Here is a 17,772-nt window from a genome sequence, read left to right as displayed (position 1 = left end):
ACCCGGACGAATCCGGACCAGAAACGTCCGTCGGTGGATTTGGCCGAGCGCCGCATCGCCGCCTTGCCCCCGTGCGCCTTCGGCCCTCCCGCCACCGCCCACCAGACCGGTGGTGGAGAGGTTCTGCCTCCCCTTCGCCGTTGGCCCGGATCGTTCGAACGACAGATTGGGACAGACAAGCCACCGTTCCCGGCCGTGCTGCCTCTTGGCCAGGGCCGCCGGGGGTCAGGTTCCCCGAGGGTGGGAAGGCACCGTCCCATGAATCCTCACCCCGGCGTCGCGTATACCCCCGCGGCCTCTGGTCTTCTGCACCGGGATCGGTCAGTGAGCCGGTTGAGCATGCCGGACGGGTCCACGGCTTGGCTCGTCACCCCGCACGCACAGGCACGCCTCTGGATGCGCAGCCCGCTGCTCGCGCTCGACGACATCCACGCCGGCGACGGCTACCGCGGGTTCAGCCTGCCCAGGGCCCTGGCGGCCAACGTGCAAAACCGCGACGGCGCCGACCACACACGGCTGCGCACGCTGGCCGCAGCGCCGCTCGCGCCGCGCCACATCGCGCACTGGGACACGCGGATCCGCCGCATCGCGGACAACCTGGCCCGCCCGATCGCGGCGCGCGGCGGCGGCGAGCTGATGGGCGAGTTCGCCCTGCCGCTCGCGCTGACCGTGGTCTGCGACATGCTCGGCGTCCCCGCACACAACCGCCCGGAGCTGGCGGAGTGGACCCGCACGATGCTCCACCCTCCCCGCCCCCGCGACCTGCAGTACGTCATCGACCGCGTCCAGCAGCTGATGGCCCGTCTGATCGCCCAGCGCCGCCGCGCCCCTCGCAACGACCTGATCACCCGATGGATCGCGACCAGCGCCAAGGGCCCCGGGCTCGGCGAGGACGAACTGGTCGGCCTGGCGTTCGGCATGTGGTGGGCAGGCATCGAGAACACCGCCCACCTCATCGGCCTGAGCGTCCTCCAGGTCCTGCGCCACCCCCACACCCTGCCGCCAGTACGCCACAGCCCGGAGAACCTCCACGCGCTCGTCGAAGAACTTCTGCACCGCCACGGCCCCGCCCTGACCTCCGTGCGACGCTTCGCCCGCCGCGACATCACCATCAGCGGAACACCGATAACAGCAGGCGACACCGTCCTGTTCGCCCTCACCGCGGGCAACCGCGACCCTGAGCACTTCCGGCCCGTACGCCATCCCCACCCGCACCTGGCCTTCGGGCATGGCCCCCACTACTGCCCCGGCGCCGCACTGGCCCGAACCGAACTTCGCACCGCTCTCCTCAGCCTCGACCAACACACACCCCACCTGACCCTCGCGACATCACACAACGCCGCGCACACGCGCCGATCACTGCGCCTGCGGGGCCTGACAGCCCTTCCCGTCACCACATGAGACACGCCCTGGGCCCAAGCGGTCCGCGGACCGCTGCCCGCACTGCGGGCGCCGACCCTGCCCGCCTCGACAGCGCCTTCCGCGGAATTGCCGGCACACACCACGGGGGCGACGAGTTCGGTCTGGTCGAACTGGGCCTCGTTCACCCGCGCGCGAGCCTCCCGGTCGCGCATCGCCTTGAACGCCACCTCCGGCCGGTGCAGCAGGTCGCACGCCGCTTGGACCGCCACCGCCTCGTCCTGCGCGAGATCACGGATGACCTCCAGCTTCTCCGCCACCGTCACGGGCGTCGCGGTCGCCCAGCCCGCCGCCCGCTTCGCCGCAGCGATCCGACTCTGGCTTCGCTCATGAAGCGCCAGACAAGCCGTCGAGGACCTGATCGAGGACCGCTCCGAGCTGGGTGAGGGTGTCCTGGAGGCCAGCGGGTTGGGGTTCGGCGGCCTGAGCCGGAGCGGCCAGCAGGATAGCTCCCAGGGTTAGCAGGACGCTTGTCGCTGTGGCGGCGACCAATCGGCGAGCACGGTTCATGAGCTTCCTCCGAGGGGCGTGCGCTGTCGGCACATCGAATGAGTTGACTGGCACATTCCCCGCCCGCAGCTCGTGCACGGGTCACCTAAGGGGCGCCCTGAAGCTCCCGGGAGCGCACCAGATCCAACTGCAAGCCAGCAACGACCGACGGCCGTAACAGACCCGTCAGACACGCCCTAGAGCCGTATCAGGCAACGTTCGCCCTTTGTCAGGGTGTTGACGGTCACGAGGTGGGCGTGTCTCCGGTGTCGGCGATGTAGGGCCCGCCCAGTCGTGTGCGGACTGGCGGTTACTTTCGGTCCAGGCTTGCCGGGCGGCGTTGACGAACGCCAGCTGGGCTTCGGCCAGCCGGATCTGTGCCTGCCGCCAGCGCTCAGGGTTCTGGTCACCGTGGTGGGCGTGTTGCCCGACCATGGCGATGGCCTTGGCCAGGTCGTTGGCTGCCGTGATGGCCTCGTCCTCGGCAACCAGGCTCAGGCTCGTCAACGCCTCGCTCCATGCCGCCCAGTCGACTTCGGCCGGCCGTCGGTCGAAGCTTCACTTTGGTCCTGGCAGCTGGCTCGATCACCGGTGCCCTCCTCGGCGGACTCCTTCTGGGAGTGATCCCAGACGTGGTCCTCATCCCGGCGCTCGTGTTGATCCTGTTGGTCTCCGCCGTCAAAACGGCCCGCCACGCCACGCCGACCCCCGCCACCTCTTGAACCTGAGAGCCCGTTCTTGAACCCCAGTCGTCCGCCCAAAGGACGGGCGCGGCAGCGGCCGGCGGGGATCGGTGTGGCACAGACGGGTTCGAAGACAGGCTCTCGTTCTCCGGCTTGAGGTCGCGGTGGACGACCCTTCCATCGAGGTCGGTCAAGGTTTCCGCGATGTCTGTCAGGACGCGCACGGCCTCGGCCAGAGGGAGAGCTCCCTGCTGCTGCAGGTGCGCCCGCAGAGACTTCTGCGCACGTGGCATGACGAGTACCCATTGGTCCTCGTGCTCGCCGTTGTCGAGGGTGGGAACAACGTTGCGGACACCATCGAGTTCAGTGAACAACAGCTCCCGCTCAGCGCCAGGGCGCTTCGGGACCAGCTTTACTGCGGCGGGCAGACCATCGGCATCGTGCGCCGCGTAGACGGCGCCGAATCCGCCCGGCTCACCGATCGGTTCGCCAACGACCCATTCACGGTTCAGTTCAAGTCTCATGAGCACGCGCCTCGCCATCCTCGACCGCACTGTCCGAATTATCATGCCGGAGCAGTCCGCCACCCGATCCGCGTCTACTCGAGCTGGCAATGTTGACGAGTCGCCCGGGGCAGCCCGTCGGCGGAACAGGCCGCGGAACATGCCCGGCTCCAGGGCGTGGTCCTGCTCCGCCTCGTGTTCCTGACGCTCGCGGTCGACCTCCGCCTGGCGCGCGGCCTTGACGGTGTGGTCCTCGGATTCGTCGCACAGCGTCGGGTACCACTTGCCCACTTGCTTCGGGTACGCCTCGGTAGCCTTCCACCGATGATCGGTGAACTTCGCCCCGCAAGCAGCGCAAGCGGGGCGGGCGGCTTCATGTTCGGCGGCCTTCTGCTCGGCCAGGCGCTACTGCTCGGCCCGGTAGGCCTCCTGGCGGACCTTCTCGGCGGCGCGGGTTGCCGATCGCGTCCGCGAGGTGTTGGCGGTGGTCACGGCCGAAGCGCCAGAAGGCCGGGCCAACCGGGCCGTGTTCGCGCAGCAGGTCCAGCATGGTCGCCACGATCGGAATCTGCCCGTCGTAGATGTGACAGCCGTCCTCCCGGTGCCAGGTGCCCTGCCAGCGGGAACAGGTCAGTTCGGCGACCTCCTTGATCTGCCCTGCAGCAGGGCGCGGGCCCATCTGGTGAAAGACGAGTAGGACCGGCGGGTGCGGGGTGTCACCGTAGCGGGGGTCGGGTGTGGGCCAGCGGGTGCGCCACATCGGGCGCGGGTGGCCGTCGGTGTCCTTCACCGTCCGCTGGTAGAAGCGCAGGTACTTGTCGAACTTGGCGGCGATGCGGGCCGCGTCCTCGAAGCAGTTGTCGACCTCGACGAAGAGCAGCGGGATCCCGACCTCCGGCGCACTCAGCACGAGGTCGGCCTGCGCCCCGCCCCGGCCCGCCGTAGACCAGGTGCCTGTGGCGGCGAGAGGGACTTCGGTGGCGTAGGAGCCGATGGTGCCGATCCCGTCCGGTGCGTCCACGGCGGCCTGGGCGGCGGCGACCGCCTCCGGCGGCTCACCCACGACCCGGGCCGGATCAGGCTTGGGGCGGATCAACGCGATCACCGTCTCGTTCACGGCCAACGCGTGCGGCACACCCGCACGGCCCGCACCCCACGGGGTTGCGCCGAGTCGCTTTGTGCGAGAGCGGGCGGCGCCACGGCCTCCCGCCACCGCCGCGCGGAGCGCCGGTTCACACTGGGGTCGTGATGACCATGCTGAGCACCCTCTTCCACTACACGAGCGCCGAGTTCTGGGAGGAGATCCGCACGTCCGGCTCCATCGACACCACGTCCCAGGCAGCACATCACCTGGACGGATCCTCCAAGCACGTGTGGCTCACCGACGGCCCCGGGCACCACAGCGGCCTGCAGGACCCGCAGCGAACCGTCGTCCGCATATCCGTCGCTCCCATCCCGTCCATCCTCTACTGGCCCGTGTGGCGCGAGCTGTGCGACAACCGAACCGCGGTGGAGCAAGCCGGCGGCGACCCGGCAGCCTGGTACCTCACCAAAGAGCCCATCACTGCCGAGCACTGGGGCACGGTGATCCACATGGGCACACGCGAGACACTCCTCAACACGGACACCGCCACGCATCCGGTCTCGTCCTGGGCAACAATGCCCACCCCAAAACGGATCAGCGCAACAGCCCGCCGCCTCGACCAGCTCCGGCCATCCGACCCATTCCGCGCCCACCGGATCGACCAGCAGATCGCCAGCCTCAGAAGCATCATCGACCGGAGCGACACACAACAACGGCAACGAGCGGCATGGCGGACACTCAAAGCCGAAATCGCAGCCTTCGCGGAACTCCCGCCACAGCAGCACCCCGAAGGCACCATCACCAGCGGCGGACTGCCCGGCTGACCCAACCACTCCGGAGGAACGCCTTGGCACCGACGAGGACTGCGCCCGCGCAGCCATGGACGGCTTCGCACGCAGTGGGTAACGTCCGGCGTCACCCGCACATGGCGCATTGTCGGCGAGCCCGTGGTGCTGCACAGGCGTATCCCGACGTACGACACCGCCCTCCGCCGATTAGCGGCGGGCAGGAGCGGTGACGTCGATGACCGCCCACAGGCGGGTCCCGTCCAGGGCTTGGTCACTTCCGCACGCAGAAACCAAGGCGCAGTCGGCCACTACGGCCAGGGACAGCTGAGTGGGTGCGTCGCCCAGGTGCTGGTGGCTGAGGACGAGGATGCAGGCACGGTCGTGCTCGTCGGCCAGGTGCACGCTGATGCGCCGGCCCTCATCCGCCACCGCTGGTGCGATCAGAGCAGCCACCACTCGCCGTACCGCAGCCTCATCAGGGCGATATCCCCAGGCCTGCAACTGCTCGACGACGCGGCGCTGGGCGGTGGTAGCGGTCCACGGAGCGGACTCCATCGGCCAGTTCACGCATCGGCGGTTCGCCAGGCGCACCCGCGCCCGCGCGCCCAGTACCGGCGCGGGTGCGGTGCCGGGTTCGGGCGGGAACGGGGACGGAGGCTTCTTCGGCGGCGATGGGGTCTTGGGCGGGAAGTCCGGCCGGTGCTCCAGCGCGGCATCCTGGGAGGTCTCGGACATTTCTAGTCCCTCCTTGCATACCACACGAGCCGCTGCCGACCCCGTACACCCCATGCTAGGGCCCGGGGTGGCCGTCCGTCAGCGCGTTGGCCACAAGGCCGCACGGCGCAGACGGCGGCGGCTTCGGCTCCATTGCTGCCAAGACCACTGAAGGTGCACACCCGCTCACCCAACCCGGCACTCGCCCGTGGCAACGACAAAACCCAGGTCAACAGGCGCGCACTCCCCCAAGTCCGCCGCCCACTGCTCACCTTCGCCGAGCGACCAAGCCTCAACACCGCCCAGTACAGTTGAACAACCCGCAGGCCACAGCCTCCCCCGCTGAGCAGAATCACTGATTCTCGACATCCGGAAGAAGACGCACTCACGTCGCCAGCAGACGGTTCCACACGAAGACGAACGACTTCAGACCCGCCAGCGCGCCGCGCCCAAGCGCCCTGTGCAGCTGCTCTTCCGGGCCGACCAGGACCAGCGGGAACTGCCCCGGCTGAGGGACCTTCCGCAACGCGTACAGACACTCCAACGCGCCGGTGCGCAGCTCGTGCGCATCAGAAGCCGTCCCGCTTCTCCGTGGTTGGTGACGCACCGTCTCGTAGTCGGGTTTTACCTGGAGTCCGCGCCGTGGTGATGGGGTGGGCAGTAGCGTACCCAGTACGGCACGGGCGCTCTGGTGAGTGGTCCGGTGGTGTCAAAAGGCGCACAGGGTGGTGGGGTGGATGGGTGTGCAGGCAGTGCTGGAGGCTCTGGGAGAGGCTGTCGGCGGGGAGCAGCATCGTGTGTGGGCGGGGCGTTGTGCTCGGGTTCTGGGGCTTGGGGGGATCGCGGTTTCGATGCGGTTCGGGTCGGAGTTGGTGTGGTTCAGCGATGATCTGAGTGCCCGGCTGGAGGATGTGCAGTTCACTCTGGGGCAGGGCCCGGGAGTGGCGGCTGACTTCGGTGAGGTGCCGTTTCAGGCCGCGGACCTGGCTGCGGTCGGGCGGTGGCCGCAGTTCGCCGCCGAGGCCAGGGACTTGGGAGTTCGGGCGTTGTTCGTGTGGCCGGTACGCTCCGGGGCGGCCACGCTGGGGACGTTGACGGGGTACCGGTCGGAGCCGGGGAGGCTGACACCGCAGCAGGCGGTGGACGGGCTGCGGGTGGCCGACGCGTTGGCCGGGTGGCTGCTGGCCTGGCAGCCGGGTCTGTCGATGGGTACGGACGGGCCGGGCGTGATCGAGCTGTACCGGGCCGAGGTGCACCAGGCGACGGGGGCGCTGAGCTGCCGGCTCGGGGTGGGTATGGAGGAGGCGTTGGTGCGGCTGCGGGCGCAGGCGTTCTCCTCGGGGCACAGTCTGAGCGAGACCGCGCGCGGCATCCTGCGGGAGCTGCCCGCATGAAACCTGATCCCGTTGCAGGAGATGAGGACATGACGAGGGAAGAGAAGATTGCCCAGACGTTCGTGGAACTCGCCGACACCCTGGTCAACGACTTTGATGTGATCGACTTTCTGCAGCAGCTGACCGTGCGCTGCCACGACCTCTTCGCGGCCGATGCGGTGGTGTTGCTGGCCTATCCCGATCCGCAGTACCTGCACAGCCCGGCACCGTGCGACCCGCACCCCGCCCTGTCGCGGATGGTGGATCTGGCGTTGCACGAGGGTCCCGCCCTGGACGCCTACCGCACTGCCGCTCCCGTGATGTGCGCCGCTCTGGCCGATGCACCCGGTGCCTGGTCCCACTTCGCGAGCCAGGCGTCCGACATCGACTACGCCTCCGCCTTCGCGGTCCCGATGCGGCTGCGCGAGGAGACGATCGGCAGTCTGCTGCTGCTGTCCGCCGACGGTAGCCCTCTGCGGGCGGCGGATCTGGTCCTGGCGCAGGCATTCGCCGACGCCGCCACCATCGGTCTGCTCCACGCCCGCACTGTCCAGCACGTCGGCACCGTCAACGCGCAGCTCCATACCGCCCTGCAGAGCCGCATCGTCATCGAACAGGCCAAGGGCTACCTGGCCGCCCAACGCGCCATCTCCCCCAACAACGCCTTCGACGCCATGCGCCGTCACGCCCGCCGGCACAGCACCCTGCTCACCACCGTCGCCCAGCACGTCCTGGCCACCGGCGGACTCCCCGCATCCACACCCACACCCACACCCACATCCTCACCGGCACTGCCAGCCCCCGACCACACCTTCCGCAAGCAGCGCCAACCAGGACGGTAGGAAACCGGCCCGCTGCCCTCCAAGAGCTGAAGGCCGAGGATGGGACTGGCGGGACAACCCTCACGGTGGCGTGGGGGCGAGGCGGACAGTCCAGGGATGCAGCCTGATCCGCAGCGGCCCGGGCTGCGGGGGCGGCGGGGGCCGGGGTTCACGCCAGTCGGCCACGGGTTTGGTCAGTCTGCGGGTCATCAGGGCCATCACGGTCCACGCCAGATGCGCTTCGGCGTGCGACGGCAATTTTTCGTAGTCGCGGCAGTTGCGCCGAGATCCCATCAGCCACGAAATGCGCCGCTCCACCACCCACCTCTTCGGCATCAGGACAAAGCCCTTTGTCCTGGGCTGGTTGACGGTTTTCAGGGTGAGGTGCAGGCGGTCTTTCGCCCAGGTGACGAGTTCGCCGCCGTAGGCGGAGTCGGCCCAGACGAGGGTGATCTCGGGATGGGTGAGGCGTAGACGGAAGAGCAAGTCGCGGGCGGCGTGCGCGTCATGGACGCTGGCCGGGGTGACCATCATCATCACCGGCAGCCCGCGCGTGTCCACCGCGAGGTGCCTCTTGCGGCCCGTCGTCTTCTTCCCCGCGTCATAGCCAGTCGTCGCCCTGGAGACGGCGGCGCCGGCCTTGACGGTCTGGGAGTCGACGACCACGGTCACCGACCGCGGGTTCTGCCCTCCTGCAGCCGCACCTGCCGGTGCAGTTCAGCGCAGATCCGGGCGGTGACCCCGGTGGCCTGCCACTTGCTGAACCAGCGGAACACGGTCCGCCAGGGCGGGAAGTCGGCGGGGACCGCACGCCACTGGCAGCCTGTCCGGTTGACGTACCGGATGCCGTCGACGATGTTGCGACGGTCGTAGACCTCGGGGCGCCCGCCGGTCGGCAGGCTCGCTGCCGGTGGCGGCAGCAGCAAGGCGATCAGAGCCCATTCTGCCTCTGTGGTGTCCGAGGGGTAGCGGCGTTCACGCACGTCAGCACCCTGTTCCTAGCGTTCCATGCGGGTGAGGACCTCGAAGGTGGCCTTGGCTCCTCCAAGCTGGTCCAGAGCCAGGCGCACCCACTCGTCCGCCGGTTGGCGGCGGGCGTGCGGGGCGAGGACCTGCTCGATCACGTTGGCGTTCCGGTGCAACTGCGCGGAGAAAATGGCCCGTTCGTACGCGACCCAGACCGCCCGGTCCTCCGAGACCTAGAATCCCTCGGCTTTCGAGTACGTCCGAGCCAACCCCAACAGATCACCAGAAACGACCGCAACAATGCCAATTATGCCCATGATCAATCAACTCGCCACGAAATCCCGCCCACTTCCGCCCCCTTGGGAGGCGCAGTCAGATAGCGCCCACGGCGGTCGTTCATCGCGCATCGTCCTCAGCATCACCAACACAGCGCGTCATCGATCAAGGAGAAGCGGGACGGCTTCTGAGGAGTCAGCGAAGGCCAGCTGACTTCTGCCGCTACGTGCCTTGATGGCCAGCTGCCCTGACGGGTGGCTGGCCATCGAACTGCACGGTTACGGATGTCAATGAGAGGCAATCGCGGCGGGATAGCAGGTCACGGAAGACAAGGGATTCTCGGAGCCAAGCCCGAGGCTGCCAAGCAGCCCAGGGGTGCCTTCCCGATCAACCGACTGACACTGCCCCAGCACCGCCGTTCCATGGTCGGGCACAGGACCATCTGCCCAGGCGGCAGATGTCTGGCTCGCTCCCGCCAGCGCAAGGATGACGACGACGGCCCGGGTAAGAGTACGTACGCCCATAGCTCCTTTAACGATCATCACACCCAGCAGATACGGGGCAACTACAGTCCGACGGCCAGGAGCACGCCGAGCCGCGCAGCATTTGCACGGACCACTCGCTGCCCAAGGAAGACCGGGACCGTCAAAGGAGTCCCCAGTGAAGTAGTCGGCGCCGAAACCGGTGTCGCGCGGACCCCTTGTCTCCCTGCTCAGGCCACATGCCGCAGCCCTCGAACGGCAGCCCCCGAGGCGACCAGAACTGCGACCCGGAGCGCGACTAGAGCCGCGACCAGAACTGTCGGACGGCACGAGAGTGTCAGTGTGTGTGCCTGTGCTCCGTAGATGGCCACCTTGCAGGGTTGATGGCCAGAATTTTCATGTCACTTGGCCAGTCTGTTCTGACTGGTTGGCCAACGGGCCAGGCCCTCATTGCGTTCGATGAGGGTGGTGACGTTCTCTCCCGATCGGGCATTTCGTCGGTGAGTGAGGAGGACGATCTGGAGGGGGATCGATGTGCCCTGGGCCCGACGGATGGTGTAGCTGACCGGCTGATGGGCGTATCTCGCCTCTTCTGCCAGCGGTCCGAGCAGGGCTGATGCGGCGTTTTCGTCCGAGGATCGGAGGAAACGGTCGGCCATCTCGAACACGGCAGCGGCGGCCAGCGGGTCGGCCGACGGGACGACATAGGCCCGTGCCGCAGGGCCCCTTTTCCCGGCCGCTCGTTGTTGTGCGAAGTCCTCATGACGCCGCTGGGCTTCGGCGTCCAGTGCTTGGGCGAGTGTCGGGGTGGCCGCGTGTGGCCGGGCTTCGGGCCAGGTCATGAAGATCAGCGAGGTGACAGCCTTCAGGTCCATGAAGTACTGCGCCACGGGAACGGCCCAGCCGACGCTGCCGATCTGTTCGGGGCCGTCGTCGGCCAGGAGGGACGTCAATCGCTCCTGGGTGGTGTAGATGGTCCGGCGGGTCTGCGGCGACAGCGACCGGAGTTCTCCTCCCTCAGCGGCGGTGAGGTCCGCGCCGCAGGCAGGGCGAACGCTGCGGTCCTTGGCTGTGGATGAGGGGGTGGACCGGCACTGCGTGGGGTGGAGGGCGTCGTCGTTCAGCCGCGCGAGCATGCTCTTCGCGTCGCCGGCGTGGACGAGTCCGCCGCAGTCAGGGCAGCGATCGCGAAGCAGCTGCCGGTGACGGACGCAGGCAAAGGTGACAGGAAGCCGCCAGAGCCTCCGCCAGGCCCCACCGTGCAGTGCCTCGATCTCGCTGCCGTCCCCAGCCAGGCACTGCGGGCAGTACCGGACCTTCTCACTCAGCACCCACGAGTTGTTGCGGATCACTCGTGACGGCTCGGCGGACTTCAAGAATCGCGGGTTCAACGGGCCGTAGCGGCGGCCGAGCGGGGCCAGCAGGAGGCCCTGGACTTCGGCCGGGCTCAGCCGGGTGGCGCGGGCGAACGGTTCCTCGCATTCGGGCTCAAGGGCGAAAAGGTAGTGCATCGAGATCCGGTAGACCTTGGAGTCGGCTGTCGTGTCGATGCCCAGGCCCGTGCGCTTGACCAGGGTGGCAGGGGTGATGCGGAGCCGGTGGGACAGGCGGAGGAGGTAGCCGGACAGGGCCTCGTCGGGAAGGGGGTCCAGGCTGCGAAGCATGGGACGCAAGGCTGTCGGGGCCATCTCACCCTCCCACGGCGGCCTGACCGCCATGGTCGTCGAAGACCGTGTTGCGCGGCTTCTTCCGGGGAGGCTTCGGGGGGGTTCTCGAGGAGGGGATCGGCCGGGATATCCGGCATCTCACCTGCCTCGAAGTCAAGGCCGGGGAAGTTGCCGAGCCGGAGGTTGACCTGGGACAAGGTCTCGGGTGTCAGCCGCTCCGCTCCGGTGCTCATCGCGTATGCGCATCCATCCGCGATCAGACGCCTGAGCAGACCGACGATGCCGTTGGTGCGGCGGAACAGGTACTCGGGCATGTTTCCGCCGGTCAGCATGTCCTCCGGCGCCCGCAGCAACCGGAGTTGGGCCTGGGTGCCGGCCAGGTGGGCCATCCAGGCTTCGATGCCCTGGCTGGTGCTGTAGTCGAACGGGTCCAGACTGATCAGGTCGAAGCGCCGTTCGGTCTGGGTAGCCGCCTCGTCGTTGTGACTCCTGCGGGCCTTGGCGGGGAAGATGACTTGACCACTGCGCGGATCGTGCCGCCCCTCCCTGAGCAGGCCGGATCCGGGAATGTTCACGCCGATCAGGACGAGCGTGACGTTCATGTCCATCAGGTCGCGGACCAGGTCCAGGGTGTCCTGGTCGTTCTCCCGGTGCATGCGCAACCGCGTGATGTCGTCCAGGATCAGCGCCGTCGAGCGGTGGGCCTGCAACGCGTCGCGGACGCTGCGGATCAGCAGGTGAAGGGTTCGGGGGTGCGGTTCACCGAAGAAGTCCAGGACCGCCTGGCACAGTCCCTTCGGGGTCGCTCGCACCGGTGTCTTGCAGTAGACGACCGGCGCGACGACGTCACGGGTTCCCGGCAGCGGGGCGGGAAGAAGTTCCTGATGAAGTGTCCGCCATACCCGTTCGAACTCGGCGGCGACATCGCAGGCGGTGGCGGTCTTGCCCTGGAAGCCGCCGCCGCTGAGCATCAGCCCGTCACGGGTGCCGGGCTCGAAGTTCAACGCGTTGTTGCGAAGCCGCGTGTTCATCAGCGCGGCCACGTTGTCGCTCATCGGGGTCCGCTGCAGCACCAGGTTCACGTGGGTGGCCGTGCGATGCAGATCGTAAAGAGCCTGCTTGCGCGGGCTCTTCGCCGCGTACTCCTCCCAGGCCATCCGCGGGGCCGGCACGAAGGTGCCCCGGGTGCGGAGCCACTGCTGCCAGCCCTCGAACGTGGTCCGGTCCGGCGGTGGCCCCTCCCGCAGAAACGGCACGATCCCCGACGAATCCAGGTCAGTCATCGGACTCCTCAGCGTCTTCCTCAGTCGGCAGCAGGAACGGATCACGCTCGCTGTACTCGCTGCCAAGTAGACCCGGCAGCTGCGGAGTCGAGGGAACTGCCATCTGGCGGCGCCTCATCCGCTCGGAATCGACGGCCGAGCGGACCTGGTCCCGCTTCAGCGGCACGACCTCGGCCGCGGGCTCGGACAGCTGCCGGGGACGGTGCCGGTCCAAGGCCGCGGCCTGTCCGCGTTGCTCCTCCCGGGCCAGCGCGGCCCGGCGCCGCTTGCCCGCATTATTCTTGGCCCGGCGTCCCGGCCACCGCTCGACCGGGACGTGCTCTTCGAGCAGTTCCAGCAGGACCGGCAGCAAGTCCCGGTCGTCCTTCGGGGCCAGGCCCCGCGCGACTGCTTCCGCTGTCAACTCGTCGACCTTGGCGTCGGAGAATGCCGGAACCTCGCCCTCGGGCGGCAGCCCACTCCAGCGAAGCGGATGCCACTGCCGCGTGACCGGGTGTTCGAAGAACACCTCGCGCCGGTCCCGCGGATCGCGGCGGATCCGCCACAGACCCGCGTATTTCCCTCCCCGGTTGGACCGCTTGCCGCGGTAGTCGTCCAGCTCCGGCCCGTCGTACCAAAGGTTCTTGATCTTCACTCCGCGCTTGCGGTGGATCTTCACGTAACTGGCCGGCAGCACCCCGTAGTACGAATCCGCGGACGGCACCCGCAGACCGAACCCACCCTGAGCGAACGAGGCCGCGAACAGCGTGTTCGGGCTGTGTCGTTCCTCCGGCGCCCAGGGCGGGGCATGCTCGCCCAACTGCCTGTTCTGCCACACCTTCACGATCCAGGTGGCGATCAGGTGCTCCATCGCGGACACCGTGAACACCGCGTCGCCCTCCGGGTCAGCGCCCCGGTCGGCCACGTCGACACCCCTGAACCCGGGCAGCGCTTCGAACAGCAGGGTCTGTGCCGAGCGGAAGGCCCGCTCGCAGGCGGCCTTGTCGGTGGCACGCATGGTCCGGGCCGGCAGGATGCAGCAGCCCAACTTCCGTTCCACCTCGACCAGATGGTGAGACTTGTAAACGGACCCGTGATCGGTGGTCACCGTGCCCGGAGCGAAGAACGGCAGCCCTGCCACCTCGTAGCCGGCGAACTCCGCCACCACCGATCCCGGCACTCCCGGATAAGGCCAGGCCATGTCCTTGCCCCAGCCCGGCCGCATCGGCAACGGCATCATCACGTCCCGTAGCAGCAGACCCACGTCCACCGACGTGTCCGCCCCGAGCGTCAGCCGGAAGGCAACCAACGACCTGGAGAACACATCCATCGCGAGCGTCAGGTGGGCACTCACCGCGTCCCCGAAACCGTGGCTGCGAAGCAGCACCGGCAGCGGTGTCGTGTCCAGCGCCACCACCTGCCCCGGCCGTGTGATCACCAGCGACGACCCGCCCGGATCCATCGCGGCCGCCGACCGCTGGTAGCGCGGCCGGGTGCCGCCCGGCCCAAACCACTCCCGCCAGACCCGCCAAAGAGTCGTGTAGTGCGGGATCTTCACGTCCTCGCCGAACTCCTCGCGGACGTACTGGTGGATCAGCTTCTCCCGCGTCCGCATCGTCACCTTGGACCGGTGCAGGCACTCCTGGTGAACTGCCTCGATCGCCTCAGCGATCTGCTCGGTCACCGACGGCCGCCCCGGCGAGGGCCGCAGCCAGCGACCGTCAACACACCCTTCCAAGCCCCCTTCCCGCCAAGCGGCGGCCGTCCGCCGCAAGGTCCGCTCACTCATCCGCTCCAGACCCAGCCGCCTCGCCTCCCGCGGATGCAGCCGGGCCAACTCGGCCTCCTTGCGACGGAATCGCTGATCCTTCGTCGTCACTGCCGGGTCGTAGGGCGGCCTGGGCTCACCCGGCTCCGGCCACCGCGCGTCCCCACTGCGGAACCCGCAGTCCGCCTCCATCGCGTGAGCCACCCGCAGCCGCAGCTGCTCAAGTTGTCCCTCGCCCAGGTCCAGCAACGACGCGGCCTGACCGTCCCCAGACGCTTCGCCGACTCCGGTCCGGGCCTCGGCCACGAGCCGGGCCAGCGGCCAACTCCGGACCTCGCCGCCCTCCATCCGTCGCAGAACGGCCTCGCCGCTGCCTGCCCGCACCCCCTCAACCGTCCAGCGGCCGTCGCTCAGTTCCACTTCGGTGCCAACCGTCAACTCCAGCGGCCCGCCCGTCACCACGGCCGCCCCTGCGGCAACGCCACGATCGCCCCGTCCAGCAACGGCGAGGCCAAGTCGACACCAACCCTGCGGTGCCAGAGCAGGTGCAGCACATGCGCTCGGGCCACCACCGGCAACCTGGTCGCCTCGACCAGCTCTCCGAACGGCATGCCGCCGCTCTCCAGCAGCCCCATCATCCGCGCTTGAAGGTCCAGGAGGTGGCTCATCGGCCGGGCCTCGGCCCGCATCGCCTCCAGGGCAGACACCACCTGCGGCCTCCACCCGGACACCACGCTGTACTGCCATCCCGCCGCCGCGGCCAGCTCACGCGCGGCGGCGAAACACTCCCGATCCTCCGCCTTGTCCGCCCGGCGAGCCGGGCGGACGTCCACCAGCCACCGGCCGTCCGGCATCACCACCAGATAGTCCGGGATGTGCGACCGGACCTTGCCCGCCACCGTCTTGAACCGGAGCCGGAACGGCTGGGACAGCACGCCGCGTACCGAACCGGCGAAGTCCACCGCCCGCAAGAACTTCCGCTCTTCCAAGCTCTCGAACCCGTGCAACCGCCTCGTCGTGACCATGGCCTCCAACCCCGGCCGATGACGCTGACGGGGATGCCAGCTGAAATGCCGTACCGGCTCAGCACGACGAACAGGAACATCTGCGATCGCGCTGACCGGACACGACAGCTCGGACCCCTCGACGCACCACGTCACCGACCAGCGACGGCCCCACCCCTCCACCAGGTCCAGGTTGCCGCCGTTCTCCGCCCCCAGGACGAGCGGCACGAACAAATCGTCCACCGCGCACGACGCCGACCAGATCCTGGTCTCCACTCCCGTACGCACGGCTCCGCTTCCACTCATATCTCCAGGACAGATGGGCACGTACGCTCACGGCAACGACCGAGCACCGCCTTCGGGCGGTACACAGCCGAAACCCTCACCCAGCAAGGCCTGGCCAACTAACCTGGAATCTTTGGCCATCTACGGTGCAAGGTCACAAGTAGGCGACACCAGTCGTGTCAGCAGCTGCGCTCCTTTCCCGCCCGGCCGCGCGCACATCCAAATGGATCGGGCCCACGTCGGTCAGGGTCATGCGTGCCCGGCCGTCGACGGCTTGAAGAGTGGGTCGCTTCAGTCGCTGACTTCTACGGAACTGTGCAAACAAGGCGGCTTCTTCGCCCTCTGGCCATCGCCGTTCTTCCGGGCCGCCTCCATCGCGGCCCGCAGCGCGACCCGGACCAGGCCGACTCCGGACACCTCGCCGCCGCTCATGCCTGCTCTACCTTCCTGCGTGGGTCGTCCCAGCCATTCGTAGGGTTGTGGCACCCAGGGGAGCTGGGTGTGGCTTTCATGCCTGTGCCGTTGGTGGCTCTGGAGGCTTGGCCGCCCGGCTCCCCACGACGACTCGGCCGCCGATTGGGAAGTGCGAGAAGGTCGCTGTGTAGAGCAATGCCGGCGAGGTCGTCCGTGGTACACGAGCAGGCACGACCTCTGGGAGCACGATGCGCCGGATATGGGCCGGGATCGACTGCGGCAAAACGCACCACCACTGTGTGGTCGTCGATGCCGAAAGCAAGACTCTGCTGTCGCGGCGAGTGGCCAATGACGAGGAGGAACTCCTCAAACTGCTGGGCGATGTTCTCGCCCTCGTCGACGACAGCCAAGCGACCTGGGCCGTCGACATGACCGGCGGGGAACCGGGCCTGCTGATCGCGCTGCTGGTCAACCACGGCCAGGAACTCCTCTACGTGCCCGGCCGCATCGTCAACCGCGCCTCCGACGCCTACCGCGGCGAAGGAAAGACCGATGCCCGTGACGCCCGCGTGATCGCTGATCAGGCTCGGATGCGCCGCGATCTCCAACCGGTCCGCGCTGGTGACGAAGCGACCATCGAACTGAAGCTGCTGACCGGTCACCGCATCGACCTGGTCGCCGAGCGCACCCGCACGGTCAACCGTCTCCGGTCCACGCTGACGAGCATGTTCCCCGCCCTGGAACGCGCCCTGGACCTCACCAACGCAGGACCGCTGGTACTGATTACGGGCTACCAGACCCCCGCGTCTCTCCGGCGGATGGGCCGTAACCGGCTGGCCACCTGGCTGCGCAACCGCAAAGTTCGGAGAGCCGAGGCTCTCGCGGAGGCCGCACTCAACGCGGCTGAGCGGCAGCACACCGCCGTCATCGGCGAGAAGGCCGTCGCCAAGATGGTGCACACCTTGGCGAAGGAGGTGATGGCCCTCAACGAAAAGGTCGCGGAGATCGACAAGCTCATCGAGGGCCGGTTTCGCGAGCACCAGCTCGCCGAGGTGATCGCCAGCATGCCCGGCATCGGCCCCCTGCTCGGGGCAGAGTTCCTTGCCGCTATCGGCGGCGACCTGAGCGCCTTCCCCACTCCAGACAGCCTCGCAGCCTTCGCCGGCCTGGCCCCGGCACCGCGCGACTCCGGCAAGACCAGCGGGAACCTGCGCAGACCTCAGAGGTACCACCGGCGGCTTCAGCGCGTCTTCTACACATCCGCGCTCTTCAGCATCCGAAGCGATCCCAACTCCCGTCAGTTCTACGACCGCAAGAGGGCGGAGGGGAGGCGACACATCCAGGTTGTGCTCGCCCTGGCTCGCCGCCGCGTCAACGTGATCTGGGCTCTGATTCGTGACAGACGGTCCTATCAAGTCACACCTCCTGTCGCCGTCGCGGCTTGACATCAGGCATTGGGAAGCCCCCAAGGGGTGTAGCCGAAGTCCAGATGCCCGAGGCCCGCGAGGCGCTGCACGGTGGCGACGAACGACCTGGTGGACAGGCGCTGCGCGGAGTGCTCGCCGTACCGGTCGATGTGCTCGTGGACGATCTGGTGGTCGGCGGCGGCGCGGTTGCGCCAGTCCAGGACCTGCTCCCGGGTGAGGTCCTCGAGGACCAGGTCCTGGTCGCCGACGCCGGCGGCGCGCTAAGCCTCCGCCACGTCCCGCCCGACGGGTACACCGCCGCCCCGCGGCTCGACATCCTCCGGCCCGACCAGACCGACGCCGTCAAC

16 protein-coding genes and 2 pseudogenes are annotated in these 17,772 nt (G+C 68.4%); 5 read left to right on the top strand and 13 right to left on the bottom strand.

Translation table 11 applies throughout. From position 1 onward, the window contains the following. The first annotated feature begins 339 nt into the window (after positions 1-339). Positions 340-1,401 carry a cytochrome P450 gene (locus BG418_RS32045; RefSeq protein WP_188277548.1) on the top strand — a complete coding sequence of 354 codons (1,062 nt, stop codon included), beginning with the start codon at positions 340-342 and terminating at the stop codon, positions 1,399-1,401. A 110-nt stretch (positions 1,402-1,511) separates the two neighbouring features. On the opposite strand, the pseudogene BG418_RS40265 reads toward BG418_RS32045, so the two are convergent. From BG418_RS40265 to BG418_RS32030, 4 genes and pseudogenes are all read right to left on the bottom strand, one after another. Then, positions 1,512-1,730: pseudogene (locus BG418_RS40265) on the bottom strand (DUF6192 family protein); the annotation flags it as partial. Between the two features lie 364 nt (positions 1,731-2,094). Then, the gene (locus BG418_RS32040) at positions 2,095-2,415 is read right to left on the bottom strand and encodes a hypothetical protein (protein WP_188277582.1); all 321 of its coding nucleotides are present in this window, start codon (positions 2,413-2,415) and stop codon (positions 2,095-2,097) included. Further along, complete coding sequence (locus BG418_RS41290; RefSeq protein ID WP_223185770.1) at positions 2,315-3,115, bottom strand: protein kinase domain-containing protein; 801 nt, start codon at positions 3,113-3,115, stop codon at positions 2,315-2,317. The genes BG418_RS32040 and BG418_RS41290 overlap by 101 nt, the downstream gene beginning before the upstream one ends. Before the next feature lie 352 nt (positions 3,116-3,467). Then, positions 3,468-4,307 (bottom strand): replication-relaxation family protein, encoded by an 840-nt coding sequence (locus BG418_RS32030; RefSeq protein WP_188277547.1) that lies wholly within the window; start codon positions 4,305-4,307, stop codon positions 3,468-3,470. 32 nt (positions 4,308-4,339) lie between these two features. Between BG418_RS32030 and BG418_RS32025 the strand changes: the two genes are divergently transcribed. After that, positions 4,340-5,002: a hypothetical protein gene (locus BG418_RS32025; protein ID WP_188277546.1), complete on the top strand. Its 663-nt coding sequence runs from the start codon at positions 4,340-4,342 to the stop codon at positions 5,000-5,002. 171 nt (positions 5,003-5,173) lie between these two features. Here BG418_RS32025 and BG418_RS32020 read toward each other — a convergent pair whose 3' ends face one another. Continuing rightward, complete coding sequence (locus BG418_RS32020) at positions 5,174-5,701, bottom strand: hypothetical protein (RefSeq protein WP_188277545.1); 528 nt, start codon at positions 5,699-5,701, stop codon at positions 5,174-5,176. A gap of 364 nt (positions 5,702-6,065) precedes the next feature. Continuing rightward, entirely contained in the window at positions 6,066-6,206 is a 141-nt protein-coding gene (locus BG418_RS32015) for a hypothetical protein (protein WP_188277544.1), read from the bottom strand. Positions 6,207-6,531: 325 nt separating this feature from the next. Between BG418_RS32015 and BG418_RS32010 the strand changes: the two genes are divergently transcribed. Both BG418_RS32010 and BG418_RS32005 read left to right on the top strand, forming a co-directional pair. Continuing rightward, a complete protein-coding gene (locus tag BG418_RS32010; protein WP_188277543.1) occupies positions 6,532-7,074 on the top strand; it encodes an ANTAR domain-containing protein in 543 nt (180 codons plus the stop codon). A gap of 29 nt (positions 7,075-7,103) precedes the next feature. After that, positions 7,104-7,895 carry a GAF and ANTAR domain-containing protein gene (locus BG418_RS32005; protein WP_188277542.1) on the top strand — a complete coding sequence of 264 codons (792 nt, stop codon included), beginning with the start codon at positions 7,104-7,106 and terminating at the stop codon, positions 7,893-7,895. A 60-nt stretch (positions 7,896-7,955) separates the two neighbouring features. Here the strand turns inward: BG418_RS32005 and BG418_RS32000 are convergent, their stop codons facing one another. The 7 genes and pseudogenes from BG418_RS32000 to BG418_RS31975 form a co-directional block, all read right to left on the bottom strand. Further along, on the bottom strand, positions 7,956-8,546 hold the full coding sequence (locus BG418_RS32000) for a transposase (RefSeq protein ID WP_188277541.1): 591 nt from the start codon (positions 8,544-8,546) through the stop codon (positions 7,956-7,958). Next, positions 8,543-8,857, bottom strand: a complete 315-nt coding sequence (locus tag BG418_RS31995; protein ID WP_188277540.1) for a transposase — start codon at positions 8,855-8,857, stop codon at positions 8,543-8,545. Before BG418_RS31995 ends, BG418_RS32000 begins: the two co-directional genes overlap by 4 nt. Before the next feature lie 15 nt (positions 8,858-8,872). Next, entirely contained in the window at positions 8,873-8,998 is a 126-nt protein-coding gene (locus BG418_RS40655) for a hypothetical protein (protein ID WP_262928628.1), read from the bottom strand. Between the two features lie 1,001 nt (positions 8,999-9,999). Beyond that, positions 10,000-11,262, bottom strand: a complete 1,263-nt coding sequence (locus tag BG418_RS31990; protein ID WP_223185767.1) for a TniQ family protein — start codon at positions 11,260-11,262, stop codon at positions 10,000-10,002. Positions 11,263-11,894: 632 nt separating this feature from the next. Further along, a pseudogene (locus BG418_RS40255) lies at positions 11,895-12,236 on the bottom strand (AAA family ATPase); the annotation flags it as partial. Positions 12,237-12,540: 304 nt separating this feature from the next. Further along, positions 12,541-14,757 carry a transposase gene (locus BG418_RS31980; RefSeq protein WP_223185738.1) on the bottom strand — a complete coding sequence of 739 codons (2,217 nt, stop codon included), beginning with the start codon at positions 14,755-14,757 and terminating at the stop codon, positions 12,541-12,543. Continuing rightward, positions 14,751-15,605 carry a TnsA-like heteromeric transposase endonuclease subunit gene (locus BG418_RS31975; protein ID WP_188277537.1) on the bottom strand — a complete coding sequence of 285 codons (855 nt, stop codon included), beginning with the start codon at positions 15,603-15,605 and terminating at the stop codon, positions 14,751-14,753. The genes BG418_RS31980 and BG418_RS31975 overlap by 7 nt, the downstream gene beginning before the upstream one ends. Before the next feature lie 641 nt (positions 15,606-16,246). Between BG418_RS31975 and BG418_RS31970 the strand changes: the two genes are divergently transcribed. After that, a complete protein-coding gene (locus BG418_RS31970; protein WP_188277536.1) occupies positions 16,247-17,443 on the top strand; it encodes an IS110 family transposase in 1,197 nt (398 codons plus the stop codon). Positions 17,444-17,772 lie beyond the last annotated feature (329 nt).

Origin of the sequence: Streptomyces sp. CBMA152 (assembly GCF_014596475.1) — a bacterium.
Lineage (GTDB): Bacteria > Actinomycetota > Actinomycetes > Streptomycetales > Streptomycetaceae > Streptomyces.
Note: the sequence above shows the minus strand (reverse complement) of the source record. Positions and strands in the feature narration are given on the sequence as shown.

Coding starts and splice junctions, on each gene's coding strand:
- BG418_RS32010 (WP_188277543.1), top strand. CDS start 6,532: ATGCGGTTCGGGTCGGAGTTGGTGTGGTTCAGCGATGATCTGAGTGCC.
- BG418_RS31990 (WP_223185767.1), bottom strand. CDS start 11,262: ATGCTTCGCAGCCTGGACCCCCTTCCCGACGAGGCCCTGTCCGGCTAC.
- BG418_RS31975 (WP_188277537.1), bottom strand. CDS start 15,605: ATGAGTGGAAGCGGAGCCGTGCGTACGGGAGTGGAGACCAGGATCTGG.
- BG418_RS32045 (WP_188277548.1), top strand. CDS start 340: ATGCCGGACGGGTCCACGGCTTGGCTCGTCACCCCGCACGCACAGGCA.
- BG418_RS32020 (WP_188277545.1), bottom strand. CDS start 5,701: ATGTCCGAGACCTCCCAGGATGCCGCGCTGGAGCACCGGCCGGACTTC.
- BG418_RS32005 (WP_188277542.1), top strand. CDS start 7,104: ATGACGAGGGAAGAGAAGATTGCCCAGACGTTCGTGGAACTCGCCGAC.
- BG418_RS41290 (WP_223185770.1), bottom strand. CDS start 3,115: ATGAGACTTGAACTGAACCGTGAATGGGTCGTTGGCGAACCGATCGGT.
- BG418_RS31970 (WP_188277536.1), top strand. CDS start 16,247: ATGCGCCGGATATGGGCCGGGATCGACTGCGGCAAAACGCACCACCAC.